This is a genomic window from Bradyrhizobium sp. 62B (assembly GCF_030272265.2).
Taxonomy (GTDB): domain Bacteria; phylum Pseudomonadota; class Alphaproteobacteria; order Rhizobiales; family Xanthobacteraceae; genus Bradyrhizobium.
Genome location: NZ_CP092841.2, coordinates 5,449,876 through 5,461,848, shown reverse-complemented (window position 1 = coordinate 5,461,848; position 11,973 = coordinate 5,449,876). Strand labels below are relative to the sequence as shown.

Genomic DNA, 11,973 nt, shown 5'->3' with positions numbered 1-11,973 from the left:
TCCATGAACACTTCCATGACCAGGAAGCAATTCTACCTGTCCGGCTTCGTCGCCTTCACCTGCCTCGTTTCGACCGCCGCAATGGCTGGCCCGATCGAGAGCTATTCGCCGGTCACGGCGCAGCGGCTGGAAAATCCGGAGCCGAGCAATTGGATGCTCTACCGGCGCACCTATGACGGCCATGGCTACAGCCCGCTCGAGCAGATCAACACGTCCAACGTGAAGAACCTCACGCCGGTTTGGACTTTTGCCACCGGCGTCGTCGAAGGCCACGAGGCGCCGCCGATCGTCAACAACGGCGTGATGTTCGTGGCGACCCCGATGGGGCAGGTCATCGCGCTGAATGCCAAGACCGGCGACGAATATTGGCGCTACAAGCGGCAGCTCCCCGACGATCTGTTCCAGCTGCATCCGACCAGCCGCGGCGTCGGCCTCTGGGAAGACAAGCTCTTCCTCGCCACCACGGACGACCACGTCGTCGCGCTCGATGCCAAGACCGGCAAGGTGGTGTGGGACACCAAGGTGCAGGACTACAAGAAGGGCCAGTACATGACCCTGATGCCGTTGATCGTCGACGGTAAGGTGATCGTCGGCGGCTCCGGCGGCGAGTTCGGCGTGCGCGGCTATGTCGCCGCCTATGACGCCAAGGACGGCAAGGAGCTGTGGCGGACCTTCACCATTCCGGGCGAAGGCGAGCCGGGCCATGAGACCTGGCAGGGCGACGACTGGAAGAACGGCGGCGGTTCGGCCTGGATGACCGGCAATTACGACAAGGAGACCAAGACGATCTATTGGGGCGTCGGCAACGCCGCGCCATGGCCCGGCGAGACCCATCCCGGCGACAATCTCTACACCTCCTCGGTGCTCGCGCTCGATCCCAACACCGGCAAGATCAAGACTCATCACCAGTATCACCAGAACGATTCCTGGGACTGGGATGAGGTCGAGGCGCCGATGCTGATCGACCTGCAGCGCGACGGCCGCAACATCAAGAGCCTGGTCCATCCGGGCCGCGACGCGATCTTCTGGGTGCTCGAGCGCACACCGACCAAGATCAACTATGTCGCCGGGTGGCCGTTCGTCTCCACCGACGTCTGGAAGGGTATCGAACCCGAGAGCGGCAAGCCCATCGTCGACCCCGCGCACAAGCCGGTGATCGGCAAGCGCGTCGAGTTCTGTCCGTCGCTGTGGGGCGGCAAGGACTGGCCGTCGGCGGCCTACAGCCAGAAGACCGGCCTCGTCTATGTGCCTGCCAACGAGAACTTCTGCGGCGGGTTCACCGGCGAGAAGGTCGCGCTCAAGCCGGGCGAGCTCTGGCTCGGCACCAAGCCGGAGGACATCGGCCTGAAGACGAAGCCGGGCGCGGATCATTTCGGCGAGCTGCAGGCTTGGGATCCCGCGACGGGCAAGAAGGTGTGGCAGCACAACTTCCCGAAATCGCAGCTGTTCGGCTCGGTGACGGCGACTGCGGGCGATCTCATCTTCGTCGGTGGAACCAACGACCGCAACTTCCGCGCCTTCAACGCCAAGACCGGCGAGCTCCTCTGGGAGCAGAAGACCAACTCCGGCATCATGGGCATGCCGGTGTCCTATGAGATCGACGGCACCCAATACATCGCGATTCAGTCGGGATGGGGCGTGGACGCGCAACGCATCCAGGACGCGCTGGTGACCAACAACATCGGCATCGAAGCCAATGTGCCGCAAGGCGGGGTCATCTGGGTGTTCGCACTGAAGAAGTAGCTCCGCAGGCGGATCGAAGATAGCGGAGCAGCAGGGGGGTGGCGAATGCGGCGGACGGCGGCGTCCGCCGCATTCTAGTGTTCGGGAAGGATTGCCCGTGCGCGTACTCGTCGCCATGTCCGGGCTTGTCCCGCCTGCGCGGCCGAAGCCGCTTCAGCGCAGAAGGCCGTGGATGGCCGGGACGAGCCCGGCCATGACGGCGCGTGAGCAGCCTACTTTCCCTGACGATCGACCTTGTCCTTTTCCTTCTGGTTCATCTCCTGAACCTTCGGATCGGGATTGTGCTGTCCGGTGGTCTGGGTGGTCGAGGCGGGTGGGGCGTTGGCGTTTGGCAGCGAGTTCTGGTCGGGCGTGGTGGGGCGCGTGGCCGTGGTCGGCGGCGTTGTATTGCCTTGGGCGAATGCGCCGGAGGCCGTCACAAGAAAGGCGCCCGACAGCGAGACTGCGAGCGCCCTTGAGATGTTGGTCATCGATCTGCTCCTGTCAGATCGATGGAAACGGCGCGAGAAGGTTTGTGTTCCGTCTCGCGCTTCTCTTTCGTCTTACGCCTCCAATTGCTTGCCGATCGGAAGCGAGCGGATACGTTTTCCCGTCGCCGCGAAGATCGCGTTGATCAGGGCCGGCGCGAATGGCGGAACGCCGGGCTCGCCGACGCCGCTCGGCGGCATGTCAGGTCCGGGCGGCACTATGTAGACGTTGGTCACCGCAGGCGACTCGTCGATCCTGACGACCTGGAAGTCGTCAAAATTCTTCTGCTGTACCTTGCCGTCCTTGAAGCTGATCTCGCCGTATTTGGCGAGGCTCAGCCCCATGATCGCGGCGCCCTCGATCTGCGAGGCGATGCGTTCGGGATTGACATAGGTGCCGCAATCGATCGCGGTGTCGACCCTTGGCACCGACAGCTTGCCCTTGTCGTCGACGGCGACCTCGACGATGGTCGCGATGTAGCTGACGAAGCTGCGGTGCACGGCGATGCCGAGGCCGTGGCCCTTCGGCACCTTCCGGCCCCATTCGCCCTTCTCGGCGACCAGCTCGACCACCTTGCGCAGGCGCGCGGTGTCGATCGGGTAGCTGTCCTGGGGCTCGCCGTAGTTCCAGAGGTCCTTCACGTTCGGCTTGACGATGCGGGGCGAGCCGATCAGCTCGAGCAGCATGTCTTTCTGGTCGCGCCCCGTCGCCTGCGCGATCTCGCCGACCATCGACTGCACCGCGAAGGCGCGCGGGATGTTGGAGACCGAGCGGAACCAGCCGATGCGGGTATGCGCGGCGGCTTCCGGATTCTCGCAGGAGATGTTGGCGATCTCGAACGGCACGTCCGCGAGGCCCATGCCGACCTCGAACGGTGCCTGGTGCACGGTGCCGGCCGCGAAGGTCGAGGCGATGCTGGGAGCCACGCTGCGGTGGCGCCATGCGATCACCTTGCCGTTCTTGTCGAGGCCGGCCTCGATCCGCTCGGCCGAGACCGTGTGCAGGAAGCCGTTACGAATGTCGTCCTCCCGCGTCCATTGCACCTTCACCGGCGCGCCGAGCTCCTTCGACAGCAGGGCAGCCTCGAGCGCAAAGTCGCATTTCGACTTGCGGCCGAAGCCGCCGCCGAGCAGGGTGACATTGACGGTGACGTTGCCCTCGGGAATGCCGAGCGTCTTGGCGACGTCGTCGCGGGTGCCGCCGGGGCTCTGCACCGGCGCCCAGATCTCGGCCTTGTCGCCCTTGACGTCGGCGACCGCCACCGGCGGCTCCATGCTGACATGGGCAAGATGCGGGATGTAGTACTCGCCGACGATCACCTTCTCGGCGCTCTTCAGGGCGGCATCCGCATCGCCCTCCTTGCGCACGACGAGGCCCGGCTTGCGCGAGGCCTCCTCGAGTTCCTTGCGGTAGGCGACCGAGTCGTACTTGGCGTTGGCGCCGTCGTCCCAGGTCAGCTTCAGCGCATCCCGGCCCTTGATCGCCGCGCCGGTGTTGCGCGCGATCACGGCGACGCCGCCGAGCGGCTGGAACTTGGACGGCCACGGCCAGCCTTGAACCTTCATCACCTTCTCGACGCCCGGCACCTTCAGCGCCGCGTCCGGATCGAACGAGACGAGCTTGCCGCCGGTCACCGGCGGGCGTGCGATCACGGCATATTTCATGCCGGGCAGCCGCACATCGGCGCCGTAACGCGCCTTGCCGGTGGTGATGTCGTGGAGATCGACGATGCCGATCTGGCCTTTGGTCAGGTAGCGGAAATCCTTGGGGTCCTTCAGCTTGAGGCCTTCGAGTGCGGGCACCGATTCCTTGGCGGCATCAGTTGCGAGCTCGCCGAAACCGAGCTTGCGACCGCTGGCGCTGTGGACGACCTCGTGATTGACGGCCTTGACCTCGGTCGCCGGCACGCCCCAGCGCTTCGCCGCGGCCTGCTCCAGCATGGTGCGGGCGGAGGCGCCGATCTGGCGCATCGGGATCAGATAGTGACGCGTGCTGCGCGAGCCGTCGGTGTCCTGGTTGCCGAACTTGACCTCGTCGCCATGGGCCTGCTGCACCTTGACCCTGGACCAGTCGGCTTCCATCTCCTCGGCCACGATCAACGGCAGGCTGGTGCGTACGCCGGTGCCCATTTCCGAGCGGTGCCCGACGATGGTGACGATACCATCAGGGGCGACCGAGACGAAAACGCGCGGATCGACCACGACGCCGTGCGGCATCTTGCCGGCACCGGTTTCATAGGCCAGCGCCTGGCGCGACATCACGGGGGCGGCGAGCACGAAGCCGCCGGTGACGCCGAGCCCCTTCAGGATGCTGCGGCGCGAGACCTTCTCGACCCTGACGTGCTTCTCGAAACCGCGAAGCTTGCGGGGATTGTCGATGAAATTCATGTCACACTCCCGTCGATGCGAGATGGACCGCGTTCTCGATGCGCTGGTAGCAGCCGCACCGGCAGATGTTGCCGGACATCGCCTGGCGGATCTGGTCGTGCGAGGGCTTGGGGTTGTCCATCAGAAGTGCGGCGGCCTGCATGATCTGGCCGGCCTGGCAGAAGCCGCATTGCGGCACGTTGACCTGGCGCCAAGCCTTTTGCACCGGATGGTCGCCGTTCGGATGCAGCCCCTCGATCGTGGTGACCTCGCGTCCGGCAACGTCGTTGATCGACGTGATGCAGGAGCGCACCGCCTCCTTGTCGACGATGACGGTGCAGGAGCCGCACAGGGCCTGGCCGCAGCCGAACTTGGTGCCGGTCAGCCCGGCCTCGTCACGCAGGAACCAGAGTAGCGGGAGATCCGGGTCGCCGTCCCAGCTCTGTTCCTGGCCGTTGATCTTCACCTTGATCATGATCATCCCTCGCTCTTCATAAGCATGCCAAATTCAAAACGCGCCGACGCCTGTCGGCGCAGTGCCAGTTGCGTCGCATCCCGGCCCACGCTCCTGCACGGGCAGATCCCGGCAGCGGGCAGGAAGGCGAATCTCGTTGATCGGATGTGTTCGATACCTCCCGTTCTTTGTTCTTGATTGATTGTATTCGCGCGGCATCGTGACGGCGCGATCGTAACGGGATCGCGCCTGCTCGGCGTTCACAGCCGAGTGTTCTCACGGGGAAAAGTCTGCATCGATGGTTTGTCAAAAGCAGGGCGCGTCAGCGCGCTGCGTGGAGTCGCGTTCGCAAACCGGGCTGCGATGAAAAAGGCTTCGTCCGCCAGAAAGACTGCACGGACGAAGCAGGATGCCTCAGTCGAGGGAGGGAGAAACGCAGGGGCCGGAACTTCGAGAGGGAAGTTGGCGGCGCTGCGCAGTCATTCAGAGACCAGGACTGAGGGAGCTCGTCACCCTCGTCGACGCGTCGGTTGCAGAGGCGGCGGCATCGCCGCATTGGTCCTGAAGCGCGGACCGATCCGGCTCGCTGGCGGAGGTCGACGCCAGCGAGCACGGGGAGGTCTGGCCGAAGCTCAGTGGCCTGGCCAGCTCAGGGGGCCTTGCTAGGCGGCCTTGGCTTTGGCGACGTGGGTCGCGATCGCGTCCATCAGGGCCGGCGACAGGCAATCATAGGGCTCGAGCCCGATTTCCTTCAGCCGCGAACGAATGCCCGCCATCTGCTCCGGCTTCACGCCGGATTCGATCACGGAGGAGACGAAGGCGGCGAATTGCGGCGCTTGCGAGCCCTGCTCCTGGAACAGCTCGGGATGGACGAAATCGAGACCGTAGAACGGGTGGCCCTTGTTCTCGATCCGGCCGTACATGTGAGTGCCGCAGGCCTTGCAGGCGTGGCGCTGGATCACTGCGGAAGGATCGACGATCTGGAGCTTGTCGCCGTTCTCGAGCACGGTGACGTTCTGGCGCGGAACCACGGCAACGACCGAGAAGTTCGCGCCCTGCGGCTTCCAGCATTTGGTGCAGCCACAGGCATGATTGTGGGCGACGTCGCCCTTGATGCCGACCTTGACCGGATGATCGCTGCATTTGCAGACGAGCGTGCCGCCGGCAAAGCTGCCGCTGCCCTGTTTGAGGCCGTTGTCGATCGAGGGATGGAGTGCAACAGTCATGGGTCGATCCTCCTTGGGGTGACGGTTTCGAGCTAGAACACGACGACTGAACGGATGGATTTGCCCTCGTGCATGAGGTCAAAGCCCTTGTTGATCTCCTCGAGCTTGAGCACGTGGGTGATCATCGGATCGATCTGGATCTTTCCGTTCATGTACCAGTCGACGATCTTCGGCACGTCGGTGCGGCCGCGCGCGCCGCCGAAGGCGGTGCCGCGCCAGTTGCGCCCGGTGACGAGCTGGAACGGGCGGGTGGCGATCTCCTTGCCGGACTCGGCAACGCCGATGATGATCGAGGTGCCCCAGCCGCGATGACAGGCTTCCAGCGCCTGGCGCATCACCGTGGTGTTGCCGGTGCAATCGAAGGTGTAGTCGGCGCCGCCGTCGGTGAGGCCGACGAGATGCTGGACGATGTCGCCGGTGACCTTCTTGGGATTGACGAATTCGGTCATGCCGAACCTGCGGCCCCAATCCTCCTTGGCATCGTTGATGTCGACGCCGATGATCTTGTCGGCGCCGGCCATCTTGGCGCCCTGGATCACGTTGAGGCCGATGCCGCCGAGGCCGAACACGACCACGTTGGAGCCGGGCTCGACTTTCGCGGTGTTGACGACGGCGCCGACGCCGGTCGTGACGCCGCAGCCGATGTAGCAGCTCTTGTCGAAGGGCGCATCCTCGCGGATCTTGGCGACCGCGATCTCCGGCAGCACGGTGAAGTTCGAGAAGGTCGAGCAGCCCATGTAGTGGTAGACCGGCTTGCCCTTGTAGGAGAAGCGGCTGGTGCCGTCGGGCATCACGCCCTTGCCCTGCGTCGCGCGAATCGCGGTGCAGAGATTGGTCTTCCGGCTGAGGCAGCTTTTGCACTGCCGGCATTCCGGCGTGTAGAGCGGGATGACGTGGTCACCCGGCTTCACCGAGCTCACGCCGGGGCCGATCTCGCGGATGATGCCCGCGCCCTCGTGTCCCAGGATCGACGGGAAAATTCCCTCGCTGTCGAAGCCGTCGAGCGTATAGGCGTCGGTATGGCAGATGCCCGTCGCCTTGATCTCGACCAGGACTTCGCCGGCCTTCGGACCTTCCAGATCGAGCTCGACGATCTCGAGCGGCTTCTTGGCCTCGAAAGCGACGGCGGCACGTGTCTTCATCGTAAACTCCTCAGATTCTCATCGGGCGCCAAGAGGTCGTCTCGGCAATCCCAGTAGCGTTCACTTCTTGCCCATGCAGGCGTCTTCCGCCTTGGTGTAGGCCTCTGTCTTCTCCTCCTTCTTGGAGGGGCGCTGCCGGCCCCACGCTTCAGTGGAGCGGGCGCGCAGATAGACGTACAGATCGTCCATGTAGCAGGCGACGTTCGGGTTATCGCCGAAGGCCGGCATGACGTTCTCCTGCGCGGTCGAGACGTTCTTGCGACCGGAGGCGACCACGCCGAGGAAGTCGCCATAGCTCATCGACTTCACGGAATCCTTGAGCGCCGGCGCGTAGGTGGAGCCCATGCCGTCGGGCCCGTGGCAGACGTGGCAGTCGGAGTGATAGCGGCGGTATCCGGAATAGGTGAACCAGTCCACGGTGCCGTCCGCCGAAATCTTGTAGGTCGGTGTTCCCTCTTTATCGAGCCACTTTCCGTCGTCTTCCTTCTTCACGGCGGTCGGGTCGCCCGGACCGTCCGCGAACGCAATTCCTCCGGACGCAACCAAGATCGTCGCAGCAATGACAGAGCAGATTTTACGCAAGAGATTTATCCTCGAAGGAGCCCGGGGGAGACGAGCCGGCGCGTGGAGTTGATCCACGCGCCGGAGCGATGATGATGGGCCTAGTTCGGCAGCGAGAACACGGTCAGCGTGCCGCCGAGTGCCGTGTAGTTGCTGAGGGCTGCGTAGCCACCGACTGCGCCGAGACCTGCGGTCGGATCGGTCAGACCGGCCGCCAGACCGATGCCGGCCCAGCCGCCGACGCCGGAGAGCACTGCGACGTATTGCTTGCCGCCGTTCTCATAGGTGGTGACGTTGCCGATGATGCCGGAGGGAGTCTTGAACTTGTAGAGCTCCTTGCCGGTCTTGGCGTCGACCGCCTTCAGGTAGCCTTCGAGCGTGCCGTAGAACACCACGCCGCCGGCGGTTGCGAGCGCACCCGACCAGACCGAGAACTGCTCCTTGTTCGACCAGACGATCTTGCCGGTCTTGCCGTCCCAGGCGATGAAGTTGCCCATGTGGCTTTCACCCTGCGGCGGATACATCGAGAGCGTCGCACCCACATAGGGCTGGCCCGCGGTGTAGCTCACCTTGAACGGCTCGTAGTCCATGCAGACGTGGTTGGTCGGAACGTAGAACAGCTGCGTGTCCGGCGAGTAGGCTGCCGGCTGCTCGTCCTTCGTGCCGAGCGCGGCCGGGCAGATGCCCTTCACGTTGTGGTCCTCGCCCGCCTTGTCGGTCGAGGCTGCGTCGAGCACCTTCGGACGACCATAGGTCGGCGAGTTCTTGTCCATGTCGACGCCGGAGGTCCAGTTCACCTTCGGATCGTACTTTTCGGCGACCAGCAGCTCACCGGTGGCGCGGTCGAGCGTATAGCCGAGGCCGTTACGATCGAAGTGCGTCAGCAGCTTGCGCGGCTGGCCGTTGATCGACTGATCCGAGAGGATCATCTCGTTGACGCCGTCATAGTCCCACTCGTCGTGGGGCGTCATTTGATAGACCCACTTGGCCTGGCCGGTGTCCGGGTTGCGCGCCCAGATCGTCATCGACCATTTGTTGTCGCCGGGACGCTGCTTCGGATTCCAGGTCGAGGGGTTGCCCGAGCCGTAATAGAGCAGGTTCAGCTCGGGATCGTAGGAGATCCAGCCCCAGGTCGCGCCGCCGCCGATCTTCCACTGATCGCCTTGCCAGGTCTTGAGGCTCGAATCCTTGCCGACCGGCTTGCCGAGCGCGGTGGTCTTCTCCGCGTCGACCAGGATCTGGTCGTCCGGTCCTTCCGAATAGCCGCGCCAGGCCAGCTTGCCGGTCTTGATGTCGTAGGCCGACATATGGGCCTGCACGCCGAACTCGCCGCCCGAGATGCCGATCATCACCTTGTCCTTGATGACCATCGGGGCCGAGGTGCCGGTCTCGCCCTTGCTGGGATCGCCGTTCTTGGCGGTCCATGCGACCTGACCGGTCTTGACATCGAGCGCGACGAGGGTGGTGTCGGCCTGATGCAGGAAGATCTTGCCGTCGCCATAGGCAAGACCGCGGTTAACCGTGTCGCAGCACATCACCGGGATGACGTTCGGGTCCTGCTTCGGCTCGTACTTCCAGACGATCTTGTTCTCCTGCGAAAGGTCAATGGCGTAGACCTTGTTCGGGAAGGGCGTGTGGACGTACATCATGTTGCCGATGATCAGCGGGCCGCCTTCGTGGCCGCGCAGCACGCCCGTCGAGAAGGTCCAGGCCACCTGGAGCTTGCCTACGTTTTGTGCGTTGATCTGGTTGAGCTTGGAATAGCGGGTATTGGCGTAATCGCCGGTCGGCATCACCCAGTCTTTCGGGTTCTGCGACATCTTGAGCACTTCATCATTGGCTGAGGCGCTCCCGACGGCGAGCGCCGCCGCTGAGCCGAGAAAGGTCGCCAGTAGCACCTTGCGCATAGTCATTCCTCCGTTGGTCTCGTTTATTGTTTCCGTAGCAATATCGATTCACCGGGCTTCTCGTCCGGCGTCTGCTCGTGCAGGGCGGTCACGATTGGGACCAGAAACGATGCTGTGCTGTTTCCTCCTCCTGATGAGAGCCACGGGTCCACGTGCAGGAGCGGCCCGTTCTTGTTGTTCCTGCCGCAATCCCTAACGACTTCGTCACCGGGAAACTTGCCCAAGAGAGAAGCCGGTTTGCTCGACAGCGCACGGCGGAAAAGAATTTGATTTTGCAGTAGCGAATTCAGCGGCTTCCGCGCGGCATCGCGGCCCCTCTCAACGCTCAGGTTCCCCTTGACGGCGCTGCAACTAAGGCGGAGGATTAACTTTCAAGGGTGGCACTGGAACGATGGCGCTCGTGCCAAAAGACCGCTCAAATTCGAGGTAAACGTCACGCAATTACGGCCGAGGGCTCCGGCAGCGCTGGTCGCGATTCGCGTCGAATTCCGGATCAACCAGTGGCTGGATTAATGTCCGACACCATTCACACGCTCTCGACGACCGGCATGACGCCGAAGCGCCAGATCCAGAGCTGGATCGACGGGCTGACGAGCCTGTGTGGGCATTTCGACGTCGATCCGCTGGAGGCCTCGTCGCTCGAAGGTCGCATCGACTACACGAGCGTCTCGCGCCTCAAGCTCTGTCAGATCGAGGTGAGCCAGCATCGCCTTGCGCACACGCTGGCGCGCGCCAAGGCCAATGAGCACCCCTACATCAAGATTCACTTCCAGACCTACGGCGTGTCCTATTTTGAACAAGAAGGCCGCCACATCGAGATCAACCCCGGCGACATCATCGCCTATGACGTCTCCTGTCCGCATTCGATCATCAGCCCGGCCTTCACCCGTCACGACGTGGTGATCGTGCCGAAGGCGCTGCTGCGAGACCGCGGATTCCCGTCGCAGCGGATGCCCGCATGTAAGCTGTCGGCGAAGACAGGCACGGGGCGGATCGCCCACGATTTCGTCCACGCGACCTTCGACGAAGCGGCAAAGCTGTCGGCGAACAGCGCGGTCGGCGTCGCCGATTCGCTGATCGACCTGCTGCTGCTGCCGCTGCGCGAAGCCGACACGATGTTCGACCGGGTCGGGCCCGAAGCGATGTATGTGCGCGCGCAGTTCTTCATCCGCGAGCACCTGCGCGATCCGGATCTGTGCATCGACCAGATCTCCGCCGAGCTCGGCTGCTCCAAGCGCTATCTGCACATGTTGTTCTCGGAACGCGGCACCACGGTGAGCGACTACATCTGGCAGGCGCGCTTGCAGAACTGCCGCCAGGAGCTCGAGGCTCACGCCGGTAAGACCATCACCGACGTCGCGTTCTCCTGGGGCTTCTCCAGCTCATCGCATTTCAGCCGGGTATTCCGGAAATACTTTGGCGTGGTGCCATCCTCGATCCACAAGGCGCAGCAGGGCGTCGCGAGTTCGGGCGAGCATTAGGCGGCCGCCGCAGTCGCCCTGGCGATCACGCCGCTCCGGCGACCACACCGTTCCGGCGATCAAATGCCGGTTACGCCGATGCCGCAATGTAGGGAATGCTGACGAGCAGGGCGGCAAGCAACACGGCGTTGCAGAGCATTCCACTCCAATGCAGCCGCCGCAGCCGACCCGCGGCATCGGTATCGCCGGCTTCGCCGGCGTTGAGCTGCTCGTCCATCCGCTGCATGAACCAGCGGCGTCCGCCAATCGCAAGAGCTGCAAGCAGGCCGACGCCGATCGCGGCGAGCGGGCGGCCGTCGAGCAGCAAAGCCAGCGTCGCGACGATTCCGGCAACGCGCATCACCAGAAAATGGGCGTTGAACATTCCGCGCAGCAACAGCGCGACCGGCCTTATATCGAGCTTCACCAGCAGGAAGGCGGGCGATGCCAGCGTGAAATAGCCCATCGGAAAGAGCAGGATGACCATAACGGCGACGGCGACTGCATCCGGTGTCATGCGATCGGCCCTAATTGTCCGCCCCTGGGGGCTTGCGGCGGTGGCGCACAATCATAACGTGAAATTGCGCTTCCGGCACTAGGCTTTGGTCGGAAGCCGGCCCGGCAGGACGGCCGGCGCGCGGGCCTT

General features: G+C 63.9%; 10 protein-coding genes. 2 read left to right on the top strand and 8 right to left on the bottom strand.

The window, feature by feature from the left end; all coding sequences use genetic code 11:
* The first annotated feature begins 15 nt into the window (after positions 1 to 15).
* Entirely contained in the window at positions 16 to 1,743 is a 1,728-nt protein-coding gene (locus tag ML401_RS26220; RefSeq protein ID WP_259217512.1) for a methanol/ethanol family PQQ-dependent dehydrogenase, read from the top strand.
* A 212-nt stretch (positions 1,744 to 1,955) separates the two neighbouring features.
* Here ML401_RS26220 and ML401_RS26215 read toward each other — a convergent pair whose 3' ends face one another.
* From ML401_RS26215 to xoxF5, 7 genes are all read right to left on the bottom strand, one after another.
* The gene (locus ML401_RS26215) at positions 1,956 to 2,213 is read right to left on the bottom strand and encodes a hypothetical protein (protein WP_194403586.1); all 258 of its coding nucleotides are present in this window, start codon (positions 2,211 to 2,213) and stop codon (positions 1,956 to 1,958) included.
* Positions 2,214 to 2,285: 72 nt separating this feature from the next.
* A complete protein-coding gene (locus tag ML401_RS26210; RefSeq protein ID WP_285807441.1) occupies positions 2,286 to 4,598 on the bottom strand; it encodes a molybdopterin cofactor-binding domain-containing protein in 2,313 nt (770 codons plus the stop codon).
* A gap of 1 nt (position 4,599) precedes the next feature.
* Positions 4,600 to 5,052 carry a (2Fe-2S)-binding protein gene (locus tag ML401_RS26205; RefSeq protein ID WP_194408411.1) on the bottom strand — a complete coding sequence of 151 codons (453 nt, stop codon included), beginning with the start codon at positions 5,050 to 5,052 and terminating at the stop codon, positions 4,600 to 4,602.
* 641 nt (positions 5,053 to 5,693) lie between these two features.
* The gene (gene gfa / locus ML401_RS26200) at positions 5,694 to 6,257 is read right to left on the bottom strand and encodes an S-(hydroxymethyl)glutathione synthase (RefSeq protein ID WP_194403584.1); all 564 of its coding nucleotides are present in this window, start codon (positions 6,255 to 6,257) and stop codon (positions 5,694 to 5,696) included.
* A gap of 32 nt (positions 6,258 to 6,289) precedes the next feature.
* Entirely contained in the window at positions 6,290 to 7,399 is a 1,110-nt protein-coding gene (locus tag ML401_RS26195) for an S-(hydroxymethyl)glutathione dehydrogenase/class III alcohol dehydrogenase (RefSeq protein WP_194403583.1), read from the bottom strand.
* A gap of 60 nt (positions 7,400 to 7,459) precedes the next feature.
* Positions 7,460 to 7,981 carry a c-type cytochrome, methanol metabolism-related gene (locus ML401_RS26190; RefSeq protein WP_211416521.1) on the bottom strand — a complete coding sequence of 174 codons (522 nt, stop codon included), beginning with the start codon at positions 7,979 to 7,981 and terminating at the stop codon, positions 7,460 to 7,462.
* Positions 7,982 to 8,061: 80 nt separating this feature from the next.
* Complete coding sequence (gene xoxF5 / locus ML401_RS26185; protein ID WP_194408409.1) at positions 8,062 to 9,867, bottom strand: lanthanide-dependent methanol dehydrogenase XoxF5; 1,806 nt, start codon at positions 9,865 to 9,867, stop codon at positions 8,062 to 8,064.
* Positions 9,868 to 10,379: 512 nt separating this feature from the next.
* Between xoxF5 and ML401_RS26180 the strand changes: the two genes are divergently transcribed.
* Entirely contained in the window at positions 10,380 to 11,348 is a 969-nt protein-coding gene (locus tag ML401_RS26180) for a helix-turn-helix domain-containing protein (RefSeq protein WP_194403582.1), read from the top strand.
* A gap of 70 nt (positions 11,349 to 11,418) precedes the next feature.
* Here ML401_RS26180 and ML401_RS26175 read toward each other — a convergent pair whose 3' ends face one another.
* Positions 11,419 to 11,844 (bottom strand): hypothetical protein, encoded by a 426-nt coding sequence (locus tag ML401_RS26175; RefSeq protein ID WP_194408408.1) that lies wholly within the window; start codon positions 11,842 to 11,844, stop codon positions 11,419 to 11,421.
* Between the last annotated feature and the right edge of the window lie 129 nt (positions 11,845 to 11,973).

Bases quoted from the DNA above. Each gene is read 5' to 3' on its own strand.
- ML401_RS26180 (WP_194403582.1), top strand. From the start codon at position 10,380: ATGTCCGACACCATTCACACGCTCTCGACGACCGGCATGACGCCGAAG.
- ML401_RS26215 (WP_194403586.1), bottom strand. From the start codon at position 2,213: ATGACCAACATCTCAAGGGCGCTCGCAGTCTCGCTGTCGGGCGCCTTT.
- ML401_RS26210 (WP_285807441.1), bottom strand. From the start codon at position 4,598: ATGAATTTCATCGACAATCCCCGCAAGCTTCGCGGTTTCGAGAAGCAC.
- ML401_RS26205 (WP_194408411.1), bottom strand. From the start codon at position 5,052: ATGATCAAGGTGAAGATCAACGGCCAGGAACAGAGCTGGGACGGCGAC.
- ML401_RS26175 (WP_194408408.1), bottom strand. From the start codon at position 11,844: ATGACACCGGATGCAGTCGCCGTCGCCGTTATGGTCATCCTGCTCTTT.
- ML401_RS26220 (WP_259217512.1), top strand. From the start codon at position 16: ATGACCAGGAAGCAATTCTACCTGTCCGGCTTCGTCGCCTTCACCTGC.
- ML401_RS26195 (WP_194403583.1), bottom strand. From the start codon at position 7,399: ATGAAGACACGTGCCGCCGTCGCTTTCGAGGCCAAGAAGCCGCTCGAG.
- gfa (WP_194403584.1), bottom strand. From the start codon at position 6,257: ATGACTGTTGCACTCCATCCCTCGATCGACAACGGCCTCAAACAGGGC.
- xoxF5 (WP_194408409.1), bottom strand. From the start codon at position 9,867: ATGCGCAAGGTGCTACTGGCGACCTTTCTCGGCTCAGCGGCGGCGCTC.